Source organism: Niastella yeongjuensis (assembly GCF_900110245.1).
Classification (GTDB): Bacteria; Bacteroidota; Bacteroidia; order Chitinophagales; family Chitinophagaceae; genus Niastella; species Niastella yeongjuensis.
Window position 1 is genome coordinate 107350 of sequence record NZ_FOCZ01000019.1, and the last position, 22667, is coordinate 130016.

The following is a 22667-nucleotide window of genomic DNA, read 5'->3' on the forward strand; positions in this document are numbered from 1 at the left end:
GCTCAATTTTGCTGGTTAATTAGAAGTTTACGGTTGCTCCAAATAAGAACGTACGCGTTTTTGGATAGAAGTTGTTGTAATCTATGCCGGGGGCTATTCCACCCTGGTTCACTTCAGGATCTATGCCAGTGAAATTTGTAATTACAAAAAGATTGTTTGCCGTTGCATATAATCTAAGTGATTTTATATAGTTACTTATGTGCTTGAAGTTGTATCCCAGTGTAGCATTGTCGAAGCGTACATAACTGCCACTTTCAATAAAGCGGGAAGAATAGCGATAGGCATTGAAGTCGGCAGTTGATTCATTGGCCGCATCAACCAGGATGTTGGTGAATTGCGCGGTGTTGGGGCGGAACAGATCGGCCCGGGTAGCATTGAAGATCTTATTGCCAAATACACCACGGATCGCAAACCGGAAGTCCCAGTCTGAATACCTGAACGTATTCGTCCAACCCAGCAACAGTTTAGGCTGCGCATTGCCGAGGTAATGATAATCGGTTCCACGTAATGGACTGGTGGTTAACGTTTTTCCATCGCCTGCTACAAATTGCGATACGCCTGATGCATCTTTCCCGGCATATTCCAGAGAATAGAATTGTCCCAGCGGACGTCCTTCTTTCAATAACTCCAGTGAGTTGCCCGACTGACCGGCCCCTTCAGGAAAACCTACTGCTGTTGAGTCGCCACCGGCAAAAAGCGGGTTTTTCAGACTGGTGATCTCATTCTTGTTATGTGCCAGGTTCAGGTTACTTGTCCACGAGAATTTACTGTTCGAAATAATATTGGCAGTCAACGCCAGCTCGATGCCCTTATTTTCTATGCTTCCCCCATTGGCTGTAATGGTACCATTAGGAACAAGCATGGGATCAACTTTATAGGGGAAGATCATGTCGGTTGTCTTGCGCTTATAAACATCAATAGAACCACCAAGTTTACCTTTCAGTATGGTGAAATCAGCGCCTATATTGGTAGTAGCCACTTCTTCCCATTGCAGATCGGGATTGTAGGCATTCAACGGGCCATAGGCTGCGGCGGGTGTTCCATTGTAATACCAGGTACCCTGGCTGCCCATCAGGAACTGGGCAGTATAGGCATTAAAGCCAAAGGCATTACCGGTAACGCCATAACTTGCCCGCAGTTTCAGATCACTGAAAAGATGTTGCGATTTCATGAAATCTTCTTCAGTAATACGCCAGGCAACGGCTACAGAAGGGAAATATCCCCAATAGTTGTTGGCCCCAAATACCGAGCTGCCATCCCGCCTAACGGATGCCTGTAAAATGTACCGGTCGTTGTAGGTATATTTTAACCGGGCAAAATCCGAGATCAAACGTGTCTTTTGATATACGCCATCTGCGCCAAAATTAATGCGCGTTGAATATGCATAAGGGTTGCTTAATGCCAGGTTCTGATAGCTGATATTGTCAACCGGGAAATTATACGTTGTTACCTGGAAGCCATCACCGTTCTCATTTTCCTGCCAGGAGTAGCCCAATACGGCATTTATAGCAGAGTTCCCAAATGCTTTATCCCAGGTAAAATAGGTTTCCAGGATCTTGCTGGTATTGCGGTATGATTGCCGATTGGCCTGTCCGTTTGTGCCGAATGCCTGCTGCAGATGACCGGCGGTGGTAGGATCAGGATTATCATACATACCATTATAGTTCGAAGTAAAATATTTATCGAGGTAAGAACCGTATACATTCGAATTGTTGAGATAAGCCAGGTTCAGATCATACGTAAGGCCAAAGGGCAGTTTTGCCTGGGCCGTCAATTGGGCCATCAGGTTGTTGTACTTGTTGTTCTGCTGGCTATGGTTCATCATCGCCACCGGGTTGTAATAACCTGATTTGGTAAAGTTCTCGAAATAGGTACCGTTATCGTTCTTTACGGGCGATACCGGCAAATAAGTGGCTGATTGCAACAGCACCGTATTGCGGTAAGGGATATCATCGGCCTCATTACTTGAATTGGTGATGTTCAGTCCTAATCTCAGCTTATCATTGATCAGATATTGCTCCACAGACAGGCGGGCAATGATGCGCTGCAGGTTACTGTTCAATAAAATACCAGGCTTGCTGAAGTAGTTCAGGCTGGCGCTGTAAGATCCGTGATCGCCACCGCCGCCCAGGAATATATTATGACTTGTTGAAACCGCCGAGCTGCGCTGGGTTGCTTTTTGCCAATCGGTATTGGCGCCTTTGTCGTCAGCAGGCGTAAATGCCAGGTTGTTTTTTGACAGGAAATCCCTTAACTGACCGGCATCCATTACATCGAGCCGCCGGGATACTTTTTCAACGCCAACAAACCCATCGTAAGATACCTGGGCCTGTCCTTTTTTACCTCTTCGGGTAGTAACCATGATAATACCATTGGAGGCGCGATTGCCATAAATGGCGGTAGCGGCCGCATCTTTCAACACATCTATAGAGGCAATGTCCGCCGGAGCGATCAGTGAAATATCAACGCCGGGCACACCATCGATCACATAGAAAGGTCCACTCGGGCTATTAATAGTTGAAGCACCCCGCAACACCACGGCAGCAGGCCGGTTGGGGTCACCGCTTGCAGTAATATTCAACCCGGGCACCTTACCTTGCAGTAACTGTCCTACATCGGAGATGGAGCCCTTGTTCATTTCTTCGGGCTTAATGGTGGTAATGGCACTGGTCAAAGATTTCCGGGAGGTTTTACCGTAACCAACTACAACGATATCGGTCATCACCAACGCCGTACTGCGCATGGTGACATCGATGGAGCTGCTGCCATCCAGGGCAACTTCCTGTACATCGAGGGATACTCCACTAAAGACCAGTACATCGCTTTTCTGCGCGGAGATGGCGAAGGTGCCATCTGGTCTTGTACTGGTCACTATTTTCTTTCCCTTTACGCTTACCGAAATTCCGGCCATAGGGTGGCCTGTGGAATCTTTTACTGTACCGGTTACCAAGGGGGATTGCGCCAGCATATACAATGGCGATAACAAAAGCAGCAGCAACAGGTGAATACCCGCACCCTTCGGGAGCGACTGACAAGGCAATCTCATAACAAAAGTTTTAGGTTAAAGTGAATAATCGTCCATTCAGTTTTTAATTCTGTTTTAAATGTAGATGGTACATTTAACTGTAAATCCATAAAAAAAACACAACATACCTGAGTATTGTGTTTACATACGATGCACACATACGCCGATCAATAAGCTACATGGAGGGCCGGCTCATTTGATCATTGCTGATAAAACAAGGAATGGATAAAGTTTCGGGTGGAGTAATGTTAAAACTTAATAGTAGATGGCAGGTATTTAGCTACCAGATCTTCATAATATGGTCGTAGTTGCTTCCAGTCTGGCGGTGTAGGATTTTTTGAATACAGATCATATGGATTGAATAACTTAACCCACTTCAGCATTTCACGGTCATGTTCATCTAACAGATGATCATAAGCGCCTTCCCGGTGCCAGGCATAAAAGGAGTGGTAGCGTAACATATACAAACCTGACTCGGGTAAATAATCTTTTACCATCTGGTATACATACTCATCATGCCCCCATGACATGTTTACATTGCGTAAGCCGCAATTTTGCGTATATACTCCCAGTTTAGTGCTGAAAACAGGGTCCGTGTAATCGGCATTGTTCTTAAAAAATTCAGGATACACAACTTTGTCGGAATAAGCGCAACCAACGGGGAAGGTATCGCCTACTACGGCCCATTGGGGTTCGCCAAACAGGCAAAGCACCTTGCCCATGTCGTGCATTAAACCGGTCAGCACCATCCAGTCGGGATGGCCGTCGGCACGAATGGCTTCCGATGCCTGTAACAGGTGTTGAAACTGATCCAGATCGGTATCAGGGTCAGAATCATCGACCAGTTGGTTCAGGAAATCAAAAGCGTCCCAAACGCTCATTTCCTTACGGTTGAACTGTAAAAAATCCTTTCTTTTCTGTTCTACAAATGAAAATGTCTGATGGGTGTGGTTCAAACGGTAAAATTCTCGCACAGTATCCCGGGCGGGATCGTCGTAATTGCGATATTCTTCTTTTGTTTTTTCTTTAGCAATAGCATCAGGATCGGGATAACGTTGCAATACATCATCTTCCCATTCATCCAGACTTCCAAGGGGATTGATTTCTTTTTCGGAGAATTTATCAGGAGTCGCCATAGCAATCGTTTTTGAAATATTTTATGACTTGTGTTAGTTTCCGCAACTAAGTTCAACTTTTTTGCTAAAGATTGTTAGCCATCATTTAACTTTATTTACGAAAACGGTTGCGAGAAAATGTAGCAATTTGCGATGTAAAACAATCTGTAATACAAACAATTAAGGCGCCTAACTTCCCGTCCATGAGCAGAGTAAACATAAAGGTACTGGCCGATCAGTTGCAATTATCGGTATCCACCATTTCAAAGGCTTTGCGTGATAGTTATGAGATCAGTGATGAAACCAAAAAGAAAGTACTGGAGCTGGCCACCCGCTTAAACTACGTACCAAACCCATACGCCAGCAGTTTACGCAAGAAGAAAAGTAAAACCATTGCAGTAGTGCTGCCCGAAGTGGCCGATAATTTTTTCTCCCTGGCCATCAACGGTATTCAATCGGTTGCTGAATCAAAAGGTTATCACGTACTTATATATTTATCCCACGAAAAATTCGCTAATGAGAAAACCATTCTCGAAGATTGTCAAAGCGGTCGCGTTGATGGCGTACTGATCTCCATTTCCAGCGAAACAAATACGGCTGACCATATAAATAAACTGCAGGCGAATAATATTCCTGTTGTATTTTTCGACCGGGAGCAGGAAGGCATTGAAACAGCCCGGGTAACTACCAACGATTTTGACTGCGGTTTTCTGGCTGCCAAACATTTATTGCAGAAGGGCTGCCGTAAACCGGCTTTCTTTTCTATTTCGCAAAGCCTGCCCATTTGTTTGAACCGCGAAAAAGGGTTTAAAACTGCCTTGCGCACAGCAGGTATTCCTGAACAGGATCAGCAGATCATTTATTGTACTGATAATGATGGCTTGTATAAACAAGTAAAAACAATACTACAGGGTAACCAGCGCCCGGACGGACTGATCGCTTCGGTAGAGAAAATCGTTACCCCGGTTTACCTCGCTTCTTATGAATTGAACATCCGCATTCCCAACGATCTTAAGGTGATTGCCTTTTCCACACTGGATACAGCCCCTATTTTGAATCCGCCGCTTACCACCATTACCCAGCCCGCCTTCGAGATCGGTAAAGCCGCTGCCACATTGCTTTTTAAAGGTATTGAGAAGAGTTCGTTCGATTTGACGCGGGAGCGGGTTATCATTCCTTCTGTTTTAATTGAACGGCAATCTACCATGTAGGCAAAGGGCAGAAGGCAGAGAGAAAACCGAAAAAAGATTTCGCGGATTTGTTCTTTGCCTTCTGCCTTCTGCCCTCTGCCCCGAAATCGTATTCGTAAATATTTTCACTAAAATATGATTGTGATCATAATAATGAAATGAAAGAAATATATTGTGTGGAGAAACTATCACACAGTTAACGATTGCGCATGAGCCTACATTTTGCCGATTACCTGATCATATTGGTCTATTTCATCTTTGTTATTGGGGTTGGATTTCTTATTAAAAAGAAAATAAAATCCAGTAACGATTTCCTTACCAGCAGCCGCAGCATCCCACTTTGGATCACCAGTCTTGCTTTTATCTCCGCTAACCTGGGTGCACAGGAAGTGATCGGTATGGTTGCCTCCGGTGCCAAATACGGTATTATGACCGTACACTTCTATTGGGTAGGCGCCATCTTCGCCATGGTTTTCCTGGGTGTTTTTATGATGCCTTTTTATTATGGAAGCCGTGCCCGCAGTGTACCTGAATACCTTTCCCTTCGCTTCGATGAAAAAACACGGGGCCTGAATGCCATCTCCTTTGCAGTTATGACGGTTTTTTCGTCGGGTATTTCTTTATATGCTCTGGCCAAGTTAATGGAAACCATTCTGCATTGGGATTTCGATATTTCTATTTGGGTATCGGCCGGCATTGTAATGGTGTATACCTTCCTGGGTGGACTGACCAGCGCAGTATATAATGAAGTATTACAGTTCTTCCTCATAGTACTGGGTTTGTCGCCACTGGTTATCATCGCGCTGCAGGACGCAGGCGGCTGGGACAATATAAAAGCCCTGCTGCAACCTGAAATGACACATGCCTGGAAATACATGGGTAACGCCAACGATAATCCGATGGGACTGCATTTTATGTCACTGATCTTTGGGCTGGGTTTTGTAATGTCGTTTGGGTACTGGTGTACCGATTTCCTGGTGGTGCAACGGGCTATGATCGCAAAGAACATGGGCGATGCACAACGCACACCCATTATTGCCGCCATTCCCAAAATGATGATGCCCCTGATAGTAGTATTACCCGGCATCATTGCCATTACTTTAATGCAACCGGCGTTGTTGTCAAAGGGATACCATATTCCCACCGCTGCCAATGGCGAACTCGATTATACCATGACCCTCCCTTCATTGATTGCGCACTACTACCCCACCGGCATTCTGGGTGTGGGCATCACGGCGCTGATCGCGTCCTTTATGAGCGGTATGGCTGGTAATGTAACTGCGTTTAACTCGGTTTTTACCTTCGATATTTATCAATCCTATTTTGTAAAGAACAAAAGCGACCGGCATTATCTGTTGGTTGGTAAAGGTGTTACAGTGGTAGGCATTCTTATTTCCATTGTTACGGCCTACATTGCCAAAAGCTTTAATAATATCAACGATTTTCTGCAACTGGTGTTTGGTTTTGTGAATGGCCCCCTGTTTGCCACGTTTCTGCTTGGTATGTTCTGGAAACGCGCAACCGGCCATGGCGCGTTCTGGGGATTGGTAGCCGGAACCGCTGCTGCTGCCATTACACATGGTGTTACGGTTGCGGAAGGTAAAGGCGGCTGGATTGCCCCCTTATATACCATCAAAAGCGGCATGGGCCAGGCGTTTATTGTTGCCGCCATTTCCTGGATCTTCAATTTCTTTACAACGATCTTCGTAAGCCTGGTAACCAAACCCAAACCAGATGAACAATTAAAAGGATTGGTGTACTCACTCACAGAAAAACCCAAATACCACCAGCAAAAGTGGTATTTGCGGGTGGTGCCATTGGGTTTGCTGCTGTTGGCCATCACTATTCTGCTGAATTTTATTTTCTTCTAACTAAACATTGCTGCCATGTTAAAAAAATTAAACGATCTGCAATTTGTCATAGGCCTGTTCTTTTCCGTTGTATCGGTGATCCTGTTACTGAATGTACTGTTAGGCAATCACGGGGATAGTAACCTGAATATTTACACAGGAACATGCTTTCTTGTTTTTGGATTGGCGATGATGCTGATAAGAGGAAAAGGCAATGGGCAATAGGCAATGGGCCCTCCTACTCCGCCGGCTAGCGGATTCGGCGGGCGAAGCAATAAAGACCTGTTAAGGCTTTAAAGGCTTAACACCAGCCGATTTTAATCTGCTAACGATAAACGCGGCCAGTTGCTTACCCTGTTGTTCTCCATTCTCGATGGCATCACGGTAATGGATGCCGCCATACAACCGGGAGATGGCAGCTTCCGCAGCAGCATGCCGGAAGGACGCAAATGAACGGGCAGGAATTTCAAACAATTCTTCTGAGTTGTCGGTAAATGACAATTGATTGCCCAACAAATACGTGAGCACTTCTGCCGCAGCGGTCGACACCACACTGTGCCCGCTGGTATATTCGGGGAATGGCGGTGTTTGCAACAAGGGTTGCCATTTTATGTCGATGTAACGATTGATATACGTCTCCGGCCTGATGCGGTTCGACCGGTATTTTTCATCCCAGCAACTGATAAAGGCATCCATGATGGTGATGCCCGTTAGCATTTGCACTGTAATGGTCTCGGTAAAATTCAAATTCGCTTTTTGCGCAGCAATGGCCGCTATGTTCATCCAGTGGCCACCCGGACTGATCTTTTTAAACCCGATTGACATATGCCCCGAGGTAGCCACTACAAAAGGATTACAATCCCAGAAAGATGCCATGTTCAATTGTTCGGGTGTTGGCTTTATAGATACAGCATACACTTCCTTTGCCAGGCGATAAAAATCGCTGGTGCTGTCTTTACTAAAGGTAACCGGTGGCAAGGGCGTAAACTGGTTACAGGAATCGATCACCAGCGGGCGAATGCTTTTCCAGTTGGGTTCTACTGCTTCCATATAAGCAGGTGGCGTTGGGTACCAATACGCATCGCCTTTTACCGGCGTATATCGTAATTGCGCACTTAACTTTCCATACCGGTCAGCTTTTGAATATTCTACTATGCGGGCAGCCAGGTAATTGGCCACTGCAACCGAACTGTCAATAATGGGCCGGGACAGTTTTGCCTTTTGTTGTTCGGCAATAAACCGGTCTTCTTCATCCTGCAACTGATAACCTGATGGCAATAACAACCTGCCTGTTTCCATAATACAATAAATGGCGGCAATATGCTGATCGTACTGTTTTTGCTGCGTAGTGATGGTTGGCCGTTTGTATTCTTTCAGAAAATTGCTCAGGGGTATTACCGAAGGATCGGATTGAGACATGATCTCATAAGCACCCAGCATACAATAGGCATAATACCGCGCTGCCGCCGGCGGGTTCACCACATCGTGCATCATTACTTTTGACAATGAAAACACCGCCGGTTGCAAATAACGGTTAAAGGCCGCCCCTTCCCTTTGCACACGACTGGTTTTAACAGCCATGGTTTGCGCTACTGCCTGTTGACAAAGCACACTCATAAACAATGAAAGGATGCAGGGGAGTATTTTATGAAGGTTTCTAAATGGCATGTTACTGTACTTTATAAAATTGCAGGGCGCTGTTACACACGCCTGCTATTATAAATTTTGTCTTATTTGTTTTTAATTCCACGGCAGCCTTTACATCGCCTTTTATATTTAGACCCGATTGAGGCTGATTGATGTAGGTGAAATTCCCGCTGCCATCGCCGGTGAGCAAACAACCATAACCGGCATCGATACAGCCGATCTTTAACCGGTTATCGGAATGATTGCCCAGCAATAACAGATCTTTTTTCCCATCGCCATTAAAATCATCGGCAATGATGTTGGTCACTACCGAAAACTGGGCCTGCATAGGCAATGCAACCGGCACGAATTTTCCATTTTTATTCAGGAATGCCATGCTGCGGGTTTCTGTGACCTGCAAGCGGCTGGCTTTGTCCAGTTCTTCTTTCGTAAAAATATCGTTAATGGTAGCCGTAGAATAAGCCGTGTAGGTAGTGAATCTTTTTCGCATGGGGTAGATCTGTTCGTTCAGTTCATCGCGGCTTACAAACGGAAAACTTTCGCCCTGAATGTAATAAGTAAAGAAGGGATCAATGGAACCATTGTTATCGAAATCGGCATAATACAATACGCCGGGTTCTTTTTCCGATACATGTAAACAGGAATTCAACCCCAGGTTACCGGCAATGATGTCGTCGTACCCGTCCTGGTCCAAATCAGTGATCTGTAAGGTAAACCAAAAGCCATTGGCTGTTTTATCGAAATAGGTACCGGTTTTATCTACAAACCCTGAGGCGGTGTTCATAAAAACGGTCAGTGGCATAAACTCGCCGCACATCACCAGGTCTTTGCGTCCATCTTTATCAAGGTCTACCCATTGTGCATCGGTAACCATCCCAACATTCGAAAAGGGCACATTGGCTGCTGTAAACTGCCCCTTGCCACCGTTTACCAATAAAAAAGAAGTTGGCGCCAGGGGATAGCGGCCGGGTATAACCCTGCCCCCTACAAATAAATCCATATCTCCATCACCGTCGAAGTCGCAAGGCCGCACACACGATTTACTGTTAGCGGCAACGCCGGGCATTCCACCCAGGGCTGATGTAAACTTTCCGTGGCCATCGTTTATATACAATTCATCCTGCAAGGCCCCGCTGGCCGGTTCATACAACCCATATCCGCCTTTGGCTATGTACAGGTCCTGGTCGCCATCACCATCTACATCAACAAAAGCCGCTGCCGCAATGGAGGAGGTGTTCTCATCCCCGATGTTACAATCAGGCATTTCATAAAACGATCCTTTTGCATTCTGCACATAAATGCGGCCCGGTTTGCTTTTATCACCGCTTATAAACAGGTCTTCGAGCCCGTCTTTATTGACATCGCCTTTTGCTATTACCGGACCACATTTTGAATACATGAACAACATCAGCAACTGGCGTTTAAAATCATTTTCGCTGGCATCGGTATGGGTATAGGTAAATAATTTATCAGTAGGTGTAAAGATGGTCTTACCGGCATACACCGGATCATCATCGATGTCTGGTTTTGGCTGATCGTAGTTGATGGTGAGTTGTTGGTTGGCGGTTACATTTGTCAGCCATTGCACCGTACGGTCGGGCCAAACGATCTTTATAGAATCGATCCTGTTGGTACTGTCGGTTCCAAAATGCAAACGGGTAGTAACGCATGACAAATATCCGCGAACAGGATTCAATTCCTGGTATTGTACGCCATGGCGATCATATACATATACTTTGGCGCCAATGGCAAACAAGTTTGGCTTTTTGTAATGGAGAATAAGGGAAAGATAACCGTTCTTCAGGCGCTCCCGCGCGGTGTTCCTGTACACAAACGCATTTTCATTTATGTTATTGATCACCAGATCAAGGTCACCATCGTTATCCAGGTCTGCATATACCGCACCCGATGATACGGACGGCTTATCCATTCCCCATGCCTGCTGCTGGTTAGAGAACGTACAATTGTGGTTATTCCGGAATATATAATTTATAACAGAAGTGGAGGGCATTGCACGAATGAGGTCCATCAGCAACACCGGTTCACGGTCCACCGCTTTCTTCACCTTGTAATCGCCCCAATATCGCAAAAAGTCTTTGTTGGTATAGTCGCGGAAATAACCGTTGGTGATGAACAGGTCTTTGTAGCCATCGTTGTCATAATCGGCCAGCAGGGGGCACCAGCTCCAGTCCGTGTTGGAGACGCCAGCCAGTTGACCGATCTCTGAAAATGTTTGCTCACCAGACTTTCCCCGGCCATTGTTTAGTTGCAGCATATTGCGCATATACTGCGGGTTTAAACCCTGGTTTACCATCAATGAAAAAGATTCATAGTTTTCCTGCAACTGTAATAATTTCTGCCGCCGGTTGTCTTCGGGCAACATATCGAGCGTAATGATATCAGGCAGCGCATCGTTGTTAAAATCGGCGATATCAACCCCCATGGAAAATTGCGACAGGTAGCGCAGGCTTTTATCTGCCATATTGGTAAATGTGCCGTTGCCATTGTTGATGTACATATAATCGGGCTCGTTGTAATCGTTGGTGACATATACATCCTGCCAGCCGTCTTTATTGATATCGGCAATGGCTATTCCCAATCCAAACGTCAGGGGGTTTTGTCTGATACCTGCCTTTTTCGAAACATCTACAAAATGGTTGTTCTGGTTTTCGTAGAGTTTGTCGCCAGCCAGTTCATCCACGTCATCGCGATACCGGGCCAGCTCCATATTATCGATCTTTTTTACGCTGTGGTTCAACAGGAACAGATCGAGATCACCATCGTTGTCATAATCAAAAAATGCAGCCTGGGTACCGTAGCTTTTATCATCTACGCCGTAGGCGGCCGCTTCTTCCTTAAAGGTGCCATTGCCCTGGTTAATGAAGAGCTGGTTCCGGCGCATGTCATCAGAAACCTTCCCGGAATAACAAACATAAATATCCAGCCAGCCATCGCCGTTTACATCGGCCATGGTAACACCGGTTTTCCAGCCACCGGGTCTTCCCGCTAAGTCCCTTCCTGCTTCTTTGGTAATATCTTTAAACTGCAGATTACCGGTATTCTGAAAAAGTTTGTTCTCCCCCATGTTCGATACCAGGAAAATATCTTCAAGCCCATCATTATTGATATCCCCTACGGCCACGCCGCCACCATTATAAAAATATTCGTAGGCCAGCACATTCTGGTGCTCGCTTTCGTTGATGTGGTTCTCGAATTTGAGGTTGGTTTGTCTGGGGTTTAGTAGTTCGAACAATGGAGTCTGAGCCTCGGCGCTTATCAGGGCAAATTGCATTAATGTGATATGAATGACCAATCGTTTCATAAGCATAAAGAATATGAAGTACGAAGTAGGAAGTAAGAAGGGCCTGACTCACCAACTTCTTGCTTCCTACTTCGTACCCTTTAGTATAAACATGCTGACTTATAAACATTAATCAACCTGCCTCACTTGTCCCACCAGGTGCGTGACAACCAATCGTCCCCGCCATTTAAATTACTTACGCCAATTCTATAATTGGCCGGGTTGGCGGTCGATTCTGTTGTGGGGTACAGTTGCCTTCTGGGAATCTGGCCTTTTGAAAAATTACCTACATACATAACGGGTGTCAGCACAGGATAGCCTGACCTTTTCCAGTTGTTCCAGGCTTCTACGAAATTCATAAGAATACCGGTGGTTGCCCAGTACTGTTCATTGATCATCTTCAGGGAAGCTGTTTGGGAAGTTACATTCAACGGATTGGCTGCAGCATAGGCAGCGGCATCGGCAGCGTTAATAACCGCATCGGCACCAAAAGGAGCCAATGACTGTAAAGCGGCAGAAACGCCATTTGCGTAATGTACTGCTGCGGTAGTAGCCCCCACATTCCAGCCTCTTGCTTTTGCTTCGGCCAACAGCAGTTCCGATTCCGCATACGTTAATATAAATTGTGGGCTATTCAAATTAGTATAAATGGCCGCACGTGGCCGGCTGTATTTTCCAATAGGCGTGAAGTTGTCGCCACTACCAGTTCCACCCGGGTAACCAGTCGAATTCTTGATATCAGTTGCACCCCCATTGAGGTCGTAGCCATTAGGCTGGCCCATTTGTTTGGAATAGGTATTATCTCCTGTTATTACCAATGGGTCGCTGTTGGCTTTTAACCCGGTATCTGGTATTTCTGCAATTTTTGTTACCCGCGGATCATTGGTTGATTTTAAATAGTCCATGAGGGTTTTGCTCCAGCGAACCGAATAAAAATCGGCCGGGGTGATCAGGGCCCGGGAGTTCTCGCTGCGATAGCCATTGGTATTATCACCTTTTATCCAGGCATCTTCCCCAACAGCTGACAAGGTTCCACCAGCCGCGGCCTTCTCCGCATACTTTTGTGCAGTGGCAATATCTGCTTTTGTCATTCGCATGGCTACCCTTAGCATCAATGAATAACCAAACTTTTTCCATTTTGCCACATCACCTGCATAGGGGAACAGGTCAGCCGCCGGTTTCGCTTTTGTTGCATCGAATGCTGTCAGTGCCCCGTCGAGGTCACTCAGCATGGAATTATATATATCCTGTTGTTTATCATATACAGGTGTTGTTACATTGTTAGCAGCCTGTAAAGCCTGTGAATAAGGAACATCGCCATACAGGTCCGTGATGTATTGCATGCACAATACTTTCATTACCGTAGCAGCACTCACCACGTTTACCTTGTCGGGAAGAGCGCCATAATTCTTTATGATCTCCTGTGCCAGCCGGGCTCCTTTATAACCCAGATCAAATCCACGGCCTGAATAATCGTTGGTATTACTTGATGTCACATATTTATCCATATTGCTGTAATAAACGGCAGCACCTGATGTGGTGGAAGCGAAGATCTGTGCCCAACCGCTCTGAAACAGGATAGAGCCATTATATCCGGTTATTCCATTTATATAATTGTATTGACTGCCCGATAAAAAATAATCGGAATTGAAATTGGTGGGTGGGGTTTGGGTAGGGTCAGTGTTTATATCTTCAAAATCTTTGGTACAAGCCGTTACCAGCATCACTACCCCCAAACTTATATATAGAAGTGCTTTTTTCATCTGACTAATTTTTACTTTTTAAATTTCAAATTCAGGTTAACACCATACGTACGGGTAGATGGCAAACTGGTACCTTCAATACCAATGAAGTTTATGGTGTTGCCGAATTGCGATTCCGGATCTATATTGTCGCTGTGTCTCATAATGGTCCACAGGTTGCGGCCCACCAATGAAATGGTTGCCGATCTGAAGATCACCGATTTGGCGACTATATCCGATGGTATAGTATACCCCAGTGTTACCTGGCGCAGTTTGATGAAATCGCCATCCACTATGCTGGTAGAAGTTATCCGTTGGGCCACTGCCTGCCAATAACCCTGGGCATCTGCTTTTACGGTATTGGCACCGCCAGCTTCAGTAACCCCTTTGGTAATACCATCACTGCGTCCTTCAAGGGTCATCTCGTGCAAACCACGGTAAATAGCGGCATAATTGGTAGCGCTAAGTATTACATTACCGTAGTTGTAATCGATGAGGAAGGCAAGCGTAATTCCTTTATAAGTAAGTTCATTATTCAACCCACCATACTGAGTTGGCAAAACACTGCCATAAGCCAACAGCGTATCACGCCGCAATGGGTAACCAGATGCGTCTACAACGATTTCTCCTTTTGAATCGCGTTTGTAATCATATGCCAGGATCTGAGGGCCCGAATATCCTTTTACATAAGCTGTTACCGCATTGCCTAAAGTGCCGCGTGCCTGTCCCAGGTTTACCGGGTTACCGGCCGGATCGGTTTTAAGTACTTTGTTGTGAACAGAAGTGAAGTTGAAGGTGGCCGTCCAGCTAAAGTCTTTGTTTTTAATTGGTGTGGCGCTGATCTGTAATTCCAGTCCTTTATTCTGGGTTTGGCCATTGGCAATGTAACCACTGGTATAGCCGGTTGCAATGCTATAGGTAGCGCCCATGATCTCGTTCTTTGTCTTCTTGGTAAACCAGGCAACATCTACATTCAGGCGGTTACCTAACATCCTCAATTCAGTACCCACTTCAAATTCGTCGACGGTGAAGGGTTTCAACAAACCACTCGGCAATGAAGTATTGAACTGACCAATTGGTACATTATTGTAATTATTGCCCAGCGAATAATACACCTGGGTTTGATAGGCTTTTGACAACTCATTACTGGTGACCGCATAAGAAGCCCTGAGTTTACCAAAATCAAGGCTCTTGATGTGGGTTAATTCAGAAAAGACGAAACTGGCTGAAACCGAGGGAACGAAGATGTTGTTGTTGTCCTTCGGCAGGGTGGAATACGCATCGTAACGGCCGGTTGTACCAAGGGTTAAGATGTTTTTATAGGCAAAATCGACTGTATAGTACGCCGAGTGAACTTCTGTTTTGTAAAAAGTATAATCGCGGGTAAAATTCTGAACATTATTCCAACTGTACTGGTAAGGCAAGATGAACGGACCACCACCGATCTGTATCTTTTCCTGCTGGTTAATACGCAGGTTGGCGCCAATGGCTGCATCAAAACTGATGTCATCGGTTATTTTATGGGTAGCACCGATCAATCCATCAGCATTCAATTCAAAACGTTCTGTCGATGCCAGGGCCTGTAAGCTACCCGCCCTGTTGGTGGTATAAGCAGTTCCCCAGGCTTCTACTCTATATTCCCGGTCATGCATAAGATCATAACCAAGCCGGGCCTGGGCATACAACCACTTTGTAAATTGATACCGCGGAGCGATTGACGTGATCAACCGTTTACGATCGAGGTTATTGATATACTGGTTTACTACAAACCAGGGATTGGTAACATACTCGTCATCACTGAACTGGGTTTCATAACCGGTAACAGGGTCATAGCCCGGCTTCAAAATGTTCTCATCAATATTGTTAGCAAGGAACAAACCGTTGTTCGCATTGTTAGGGCCATCACTCAATTGTGGCCGGTTGGTTGATTTTTCCTGAATATAATTAGCTACCATTTTTACAGAGAGTTTATCAGTAATGTTCTGATCAACATTCAGATTAACGGTCTGTCTTTCGAGACCACTGCCCCTTACAATGGAAGAATTATTCAGGTTCGATAATGACAGGCGGAATGAGCCATTATCGCCGCCTCTTGAAACCGCTACGGTGTTGGTCCAGGAAGGACCACTGCGGTAAAAGTTTTTGATGTTGTCTTTTTGTGCTGAATAGGGATACATTTTACCATCGAACTGAATAACCTGCGATCCATCCAGTTTGGCGCCCCAGCTTAACCGGCCCGCGGCCTGGGCAGCAGCCGGCGTAGCAGGTTTAAGCCCATTAACCCCCTGCCCGTATTCATACTGAAAATCCGTATAGTCGATGGCATCATCTACCATCACATTCATATTATAGTCTACTGAAAAATCATTGCGCTTGCCAGATTTGGTGGTAATGAGGATCACGCCATTCGAAGCTCTTGAACCATAGAGGGCAGAGGCTGCCTGGCCTTTCAATACCGTCATGGTCTCGATATCATCGGGGTTAATATTACCAATACCATCCCCGTTATCGGAACCGCCCCATTGACTGGTGGCACCTCTTTGGGTATTGTCCATTGGCACACCGTTAATAACAAACAACGGCGAGCCGGGATTATTCATACTGGGCAAACCACGCAATAATAGCTTTACTGTTCCGCCAGGACCACCATTAGTGCCTGATACTTTTAAACCGGCTACCCGGCCGCTTAATGATGCAGCCACATTGCTCTCTCTTGCCTGGGTTAACTGGTCACCAGGAACGGTTGACACAGAATAACCCACCTTTCGTGATTGCTTTGAAATACCGAGGGCTGTAACCACTACTTCTCCCAGTTGCTGTCCCGCTTCTTCCAAAGTGATATCAACATTACTTTGGCTGGCTGGTACATCAATGGTTTTCTCCCCAAAGCCAATAGAACTAGTAACCAGTTGAATATTACCGGCAGGCACCTGGAAACTAAAAGCACCATTTATATCGGTAACTGTTTGAATATTTTTTCCTTTTACTTTTACTGTAACGGAGGGAAGACCGGTACCAGTCTTGTCTTTGACAGCACCGGAAACTTGCCGGTTTTGTGCCAGTACCGCTGAATGCAGCAGCATGAATGCAATTAGCAGGCGAACGTGTCTCATTAGCAGTGTGTTTTATGATGATTAAATAACTCCCAGGAGAAGGTTGATAACAAAATGACATAACAAGGCCTGGCCGTCATTTTTCAGACTGCGATCATTTTGAGTGACTCCCAAATGTTGTTAATGCCCGTTCAGTTAAGGGCCGGTGAAGTGTTGAGTGTTCTGCTTATTCTTTGACTGAATGACACGAGTGGCTATACTGAGGGTATGATTCTCATATATGCATATCGATAGCTACGCATGGTGACTAAATACTAGTGTGCCTGAATCCCTATTTTGTAATTAAGAAATAACAATTCTTATTTATGAGGCAACTATTTTCGATGATCTGTTGCATACTTTTAAAAAAATTACAAAAAGAAGATTACAATCCCCGCCATCATGGGCACTACTATATAGCATTACCGTTAGTAATTAATGGTTGGGAATTTTGTGCAAATCAGTGAAACTGGTTTTATGGCTGCTGCAGCCAGGCTAATGTAAACCGATAATAGAGGTTACTGCTTAAGAGGTGGATTATATTATCCGGGGTTTGTGTGGCGGCCAGGTATCCTTTTGGTTCTGCATGGGTGCTATCCATTCTGAACATCCCGGTCCAGGCACCGCCATTGAGCTGACGCATATGTCCGTCGCTCAACAGTTTTATTACCGGCCAGGTTTTGCCTTCATCATAAGAAAGGGCGGCATACATGCCATATCCTTTGTATATTTCTCCATTGGGTTTGGTGAAGTCCATACCTTCCACCGCTGATTTTCCGGGACAGTGGGTAAAAGAGATCATCAATAAAGGACCTTCATTCAGCCGGCGCAGTACCAGGCGCTGTCCGCTGCTAATGGGCGGGAAGATAGAAGGGGCATATTGCCAGTTGGCGCCGCCATCGGTTGAAATACTCATGGGCATTCTATCGCCCACTACACTATCGACCTTAATATTATCATTACGGCCCAATGCGAACCAGCGGCCGTCTTTTAGTTGCACGGCACTGGCATGGATACCCGCAATCAGTCCACCCATGGCCCCGTCCTTATACCTGGGAGTTACAGGCAGGGAATAGGGGGTTGTCCAATGAGTGCCTTTGTCTTTACTGATGTACATAGCGGTACCACCGCGTGAACCGGGATCGGCATCACAAAACTGCACCAGCCATCCTTCCCGCGTAACCTGTGCACCGGCAATTACCTGGTGGCGCTTGCCATGCTCTGGTTCTATCAGTTGTGGTTTCGACCAGGTGGTGCCGTTATTGGTGCTGGTGCGCATTACTATAGCCAGGTTCTGCCAGTCGCCTGCTGCTTCTAAACCGTTGAGATGATACAGCGTTCCCTTTTTATCATATAAAAGAGAAGTACCGGTTGTATTCCTGTCGGGCACCATGAAAAACAGGGAGGCGGTGTCCCATGTTTTTTTACCTGCCCGTAAGCGGCTGGCCAGGATCGCCATTTCACGACCCGACTCAGCATTGGTAGTGAACCAGGCTGCTAACAGATCACCATTGGGGCACCAGGTAATGGCAGGACAATGATTGTGTTTATAAAATGGAATACCGGCGCTGCTATCGGGTCTTATTATATAAGTGATCGGTGTTTCGAATAACGCAGCGGTATCTTTTAGCCAAACATATTTTTGCTGGCTTACCTGCACACTGTTAGCAGGGGTTGGCATGGCGGGCAATGCCTTTGTGCGGGGCAGGGCGCCCTGCACTATTCTGAAACCGGTGAGCCAGTGTTTGTCATCGGGCAACATACCCTGGCGGTTAGCCGAACGCAGGTAACGCACCGGTGTGTTATGGCTGCCGCCCCTGGTAACGCGGCTCATGCCTGTTTGCCCGCCAACAGGATCTGTTTGTTCACCGGCCACATAAGCGCCATACCAGTCATGGCACCATTCTTCCACATTGCCATGCATATCGTACAGTCCCCAGCCGTTAGGCGCCGTTTGCGCAACCTGCAGGGAAACAGGTACCGGGGTGCGATTGGTATGTTGTAATTTCTGGTATTCGGCAGGCAATTCATTGCCGGTAAAATAATCGGTATTGGTACCGGCGCGGCAGGCATATTCCCATTCGGCTTCCGTTGGTAACCGGTAAGGTTTGCCTTCCCGGCGGCTTAACCAGGCGCAAAAAGCGACAGCCTCCTCATAACTCACAAAAACCACCGCCTCATCGTCTTTTAATGAGAACCCATGTTTGCCGCGCAGCTTCTTATGCTCCGGATCAAATGCTTCATATTGTTTGTTAGTGATTTCGGTGGCCGACATCCTGAACCCTTTGGTTATGGTCACCGCATGTACGGGGTATTCGTCGGCATCTTCTTTTCCGCGTTCCGATCCCATATTGAAAGTACCTGATTGTATATTGATCAGCTGGATCCCAAGGGCGTTTTTTTGTTGGGCAACACTTTGTAAACAGGTATGGAACAGGAACAAACTAAACAAAACAAGCCACCGAACGAACATATTGTATATGGGGTTTATTTGCAGATTGGTTTGTAATATAGTACATATCTGCAATTTTATAGACGGTTGCAGGTGGCAGGAGGTTGCAACCGGGAATACAGTTGCAAGCTATAAGCCGTAAGCTTTAAGCTATAAGCAATACACCTCAGCGCGGCAAGCGCTTTACAACGCTGAGCCTTTTGCTTCGCTCGGTCTCAGTAGCTTACCATTCGACTTCACTCATTGTATTTGAATAAACTGAGCCGCAACATTCCATCCTTCAACAGAGATTAGAAGTGGATTAGAATTTTCGTATTCAACCGTGATCGTCTTTTCGGCGCCTGGCAATACAGAGAAATAGTTGTCGCTGTAGAACACCGGTAACACCCGCGTCTTTGTTTTTGTATCGAGCAGCGTGACCCGGTTAAAAAAGGCTATGGGATTGTTTACCGAATTGGTGAGCGTAACGGCTATCTTTCCTTTGCCCGCCTGGGTTGCTTTTGCTTTCAGGGTTGCCGGCGCCATCGATTGCAACCCGGAATAATTCCCATTGGCATCAGGCAGCCAATAACAATTATCACTTACTACCTGCTTTTTTTCATCAAGTAATTGCAGAGAAAGAAACGCGCCTTTGTCTTTTGCCAGCTTGCCGGCCAGGTCTTTTACTGATAGTATGCGTTTTACCGATGAAGGTTCTATGTACGTGAATACCTGGGTAACAAAACTGTCTTTGCCATTCAAATCGTAAAAACGCACCACCAGCATCAAATTCCTTTGTTCCGCAAAACTGTTGTTTACCATGGTTACCATACCATCGGTAGGATTGCACATTACATGCACCGGTTCGCTGCCATTGCGCAAACCAAACAAACAGGCATTGGGGTCCAGGTAATAATCATACATCTGACCGCGTAAGGCCGTCCAGGGATTCTGGGTTTTCCAGATGATGAACCCGGTATACCAGTCCCACATATGATTACTGAAGCCTTCAGCCAGGGCCCGGTACTGATCATAATTTACCAGTTGTGCTTTTTTGGCAAAGTCAGCCACATCTTTTGCGGCGCCATAGGGATCGATGTACTGGTTGTAGCCAATGTATTTGTGATAGTCCCAAACCGGGTCTACTTTGTTGGAAGGGTACTGCGGCACCTGCCTATTTTCTGCCGGCATAAAGCGTTTGAGTGATTCATAATCACCCACACCTACTGATCCTACTTCAGAGTTGAAGGGGAAAGTGCGGTGCTCCCAGAAAGTCACCGGATTTTGAATACCATAAGGCCCGTCGCCATTTCCACCCAGTGTATTTAACGACATCTCATCGCTATTGGAATAATCGACAAACCAGCGGGTGCCATCCAATGCCGGTAAAATAGAATCCTTCATGGGACGCAAAATATCTTCGGGTGGTGTGATCTCATTACCGCCGCACCATATGGCCAGGGATGGATGATTGCGCACCAGTTTTACCTGGTCGGCCACCGATTGCAGAAACAGCGTATGGTCATCGGGGTATTTCCTGCGCGTCCATTGGTCTTCCGATTTCATGGGATCTACCCAACGGCCATTGCAATCGCCCGACATCCAGAAATCCTGCATGACGAGCATGCCGTATTTGTCGCAGGCATTGAAGAACTCAGGCCGTTCAATAAGCGCTCCACCCCATACGCGGATAAGGTTCAGGTTCATATCGCGATGATAACGCACTTCGGCATCATACCGCTGATCGGTGAAACGCAACATGGCGTCGGAAATGATCCAGTTGCCACCTTTGATGAAGAGCTTCTGTCCGTTTACCGAGATCTGTTTACTACGGGTGGTCGCATTCCAGTCGGCCTGTATTTCACGTACACCCGTGGTTACAGATTCTTCATCGGTCATAGTTTGTCCCCCATCCAGGAATTGAAAACGCAGCGTATACAAATTTTGCGGGCCATAGCCATTGGGCCACCACAACTTCGGATTGTTAAGCTGGTACGCAGGCAGGGTGACTTCTTTCACGGAACCTGGCTCTATACTCACGGTTTGTTTTACCACCTGCCCATCTATTTGATATTGGAGCACCCCTTCTTTCCTTGTAGCAGTGGGATTCTCCAATTCTGCACTCACAATGATCTGGACCGGTGCCTGTGGGCCATCTACTTTTCGCACGCCCGGCACCAGCGTAACCACATGCGGGTTTTTAATATTCACGCCGCCGGTTCTTTCAATGTATACTTTATCCCAGATGCCCGTATTGCGATCGCGCATGGGCTGGATCCAGTCCCACCCCGCTACATACTGGTGCGATACATTACGGGCAATGGTGCCATCACCACCCTGGCCGCCATTGGGGTTACCAACCGGATCGATGGGATATACAATAACTGCCAACCGGTTAGCACCACCGTTGTTCAGCAGTTTGGTGATGTTATAGGATTGCCGCAGGAACATACCGTAATGACGGGCAGGGTTCAATTGTTTTCCATTCAGAAAAACATCGCAACTGTAGTTAACGCCCCGCAATTGCAACCATACCTGGTCGTTACCTTGTGGCGCTTTTTCGGTAAATTCCTTTACAAACCAATAGGTATACTGGTCGCGACCGGTTTTATAGATGTCGGGAATCTTTTCGTTGTTCATGCCATAAAAAGGATCGGGTACCTTTTTATTATCCAGCAGGGTGGTAAGTACCGTCCCGGGCACAGTGGCCGGCATCCAGCCTTTTATCGAATACGATGACAGGGAGATCTTTTCGCCGGTTGTTTTCACCGAACCAATCGGAGAACATACCCAACCATTGTTTAATTCATACCGGGTTTGGCTCTGGGCCAATTGGTTCACAACACACCCTAATAATATTAACCAGCTTAGTTTTCTCATAATGCAGTTTCTTTAGTAGTGAGTGATGAGTAGTGAGTGGGCTGCCCTCTGCCTTCTGCCTTCTGCCTCCTATGTAAAGGGTTTCGCTGCATTCCAGCAGCTGAAAAATGCCACATAGAAGGCTGATATTTTTGATTGTTTACTACATATTTTAATTTTTTACAAGTAGTTTATCACAGCCGGTCAATCTCCTATTAGCAGTCGGCCGGTGGCCGCTGCAGTTTTTTATCAATCCTTAAAGTAATTAATATAAAGCTGCAGACTATTGCAAAGCAATATGTCTCAATTGCAGGCAGAGGGAAGCAGTCTCTATACTTTGTGTGTTTACCTTTCTGTGATACTAACGACTTGAAAGAACTTTTTAACTTTAACTATCAGTCTCAAGGGGAAGCAG

At 46.1% G+C, this 22667-nt stretch carries 11 protein-coding genes; 3 read left to right on the plus strand and 8 right to left on the minus strand.

Annotated features, from left to right (window positions below; translation table 11 throughout):
- Positions 1–19 precede the first annotated feature (19 nt).
- Entirely contained in the window at positions 20–3046 is a 3027-nt protein-coding gene (locus tag BMX95_RS31370; protein ID WP_081200752.1) for a SusC/RagA family TonB-linked outer membrane protein, read from the minus strand.
- A 227-nt stretch (positions 3047–3273) separates the two neighbouring features.
- Complete coding sequence (locus BMX95_RS31375; RefSeq protein WP_081200751.1) at positions 3274–4161, minus strand: inositol oxygenase family protein; 888 nt, start codon at positions 4159–4161, stop codon at positions 3274–3276.
- A gap of 182 nt (positions 4162–4343) precedes the next feature.
- On the opposite strand from BMX95_RS31375, the gene BMX95_RS31380 reads away from it, so the two are divergent.
- From BMX95_RS31380 to BMX95_RS31390, 3 genes are all read left to right on the plus strand, one after another.
- Entirely contained in the window at positions 4344–5351 is a 1008-nt protein-coding gene (locus BMX95_RS31380; protein WP_081200750.1) for a LacI family DNA-binding transcriptional regulator, read from the plus strand.
- Positions 5352–5539: 188 nt separating this feature from the next.
- Positions 5540–7201, plus strand: coding sequence for a sodium:solute symporter family protein (locus BMX95_RS31385; protein ID WP_081200749.1), 1662 nt, complete (start codon positions 5540–5542; stop codon positions 7199–7201).
- Positions 7202–7216: 15 nt separating this feature from the next.
- Positions 7217–7405, plus strand: a complete 189-nt coding sequence (locus BMX95_RS31390) for a hypothetical protein (RefSeq protein ID WP_081200748.1) — start codon at positions 7217–7219, stop codon at positions 7403–7405.
- Positions 7406–7465: 60 nt separating this feature from the next.
- Here the strand turns inward: BMX95_RS31390 and BMX95_RS31395 are convergent, their stop codons facing one another.
- From BMX95_RS31395 to BMX95_RS31420, 6 genes are all read right to left on the minus strand, one after another.
- Positions 7466–8848, minus strand: a complete 1383-nt coding sequence (locus BMX95_RS31395) for a vanadium-dependent haloperoxidase (protein WP_081200747.1) — start codon at positions 8846–8848, stop codon at positions 7466–7468.
- 1 nt (position 8849) lies between these two features.
- The gene (locus BMX95_RS31400; protein WP_090519690.1) at positions 8850–12149 is read right to left on the minus strand and encodes a VCBS repeat-containing protein; all 3300 of its coding nucleotides are present in this window, start codon (positions 12147–12149) and stop codon (positions 8850–8852) included.
- A 122-nt stretch (positions 12150–12271) separates the two neighbouring features.
- Complete coding sequence (locus BMX95_RS31405; RefSeq protein ID WP_081200745.1) at positions 12272–13891, minus strand: SusD/RagB family nutrient-binding outer membrane lipoprotein; 1620 nt, start codon at positions 13889–13891, stop codon at positions 12272–12274.
- An 11-nt stretch (positions 13892–13902) separates the two neighbouring features.
- Positions 13903–16983, minus strand: coding sequence for a SusC/RagA family TonB-linked outer membrane protein (locus BMX95_RS31410; protein WP_081200744.1), 3081 nt, complete (start codon positions 16981–16983; stop codon positions 13903–13905).
- A gap of 454 nt (positions 16984–17437) precedes the next feature.
- A complete protein-coding gene (locus BMX95_RS31415; RefSeq protein ID WP_081200743.1) occupies positions 17438–19435 on the minus strand; it encodes an SUMF1/EgtB/PvdO family nonheme iron enzyme in 1998 nt (665 codons plus the stop codon).
- A 219-nt stretch (positions 19436–19654) separates the two neighbouring features.
- A complete protein-coding gene (locus BMX95_RS31420; RefSeq protein WP_081200742.1) occupies positions 19655–22273 on the minus strand; it encodes a glycoside hydrolase family 2 protein in 2619 nt (872 codons plus the stop codon).
- Positions 22274–22667 lie beyond the last annotated feature (394 nt).

Coding starts and splice junctions, on each gene's coding strand:
- BMX95_RS31370 (WP_081200752.1), bottom strand. CDS start 3,046: ATGAGATTGCCTTGTCAGTCGCTCCCGAAGGGTGCGGGTATTCACCTG.
- BMX95_RS31375 (WP_081200751.1), bottom strand. CDS start 4,161: ATGGCGACTCCTGATAAATTCTCCGAAAAAGAAATCAATCCCCTTGGA.
- BMX95_RS31380 (WP_081200750.1), top strand. CDS start 4,344: ATGAGCAGAGTAAACATAAAGGTACTGGCCGATCAGTTGCAATTATCG.
- BMX95_RS31385 (WP_081200749.1), top strand. CDS start 5,540: ATGAGCCTACATTTTGCCGATTACCTGATCATATTGGTCTATTTCATC.
- BMX95_RS31390 (WP_081200748.1), top strand. CDS start 7,217: ATGTTAAAAAAATTAAACGATCTGCAATTTGTCATAGGCCTGTTCTTT.
- BMX95_RS31395 (WP_081200747.1), bottom strand. CDS start 8,848: ATGCCATTTAGAAACCTTCATAAAATACTCCCCTGCATCCTTTCATTG.
- BMX95_RS31400 (WP_090519690.1), bottom strand. CDS start 12,149: ATGAAACGATTGGTCATTCATATCACATTAATGCAATTTGCCCTGATA.
- BMX95_RS31405 (WP_081200745.1), bottom strand. CDS start 13,891: ATGAAAAAAGCACTTCTATATATAAGTTTGGGGGTAGTGATGCTGGTA.
- BMX95_RS31410 (WP_081200744.1), bottom strand. CDS start 16,983: ATGAGACACGTTCGCCTGCTAATTGCATTCATGCTGCTGCATTCAGCG.
- BMX95_RS31415 (WP_081200743.1), bottom strand. CDS start 19,435: ATGTTCGTTCGGTGGCTTGTTTTGTTTAGTTTGTTCCTGTTCCATACC.
- BMX95_RS31420 (WP_081200742.1), bottom strand. CDS start 22,273: ATGAGAAAACTAAGCTGGTTAATATTATTAGGGTGTGTTGTGAACCAA.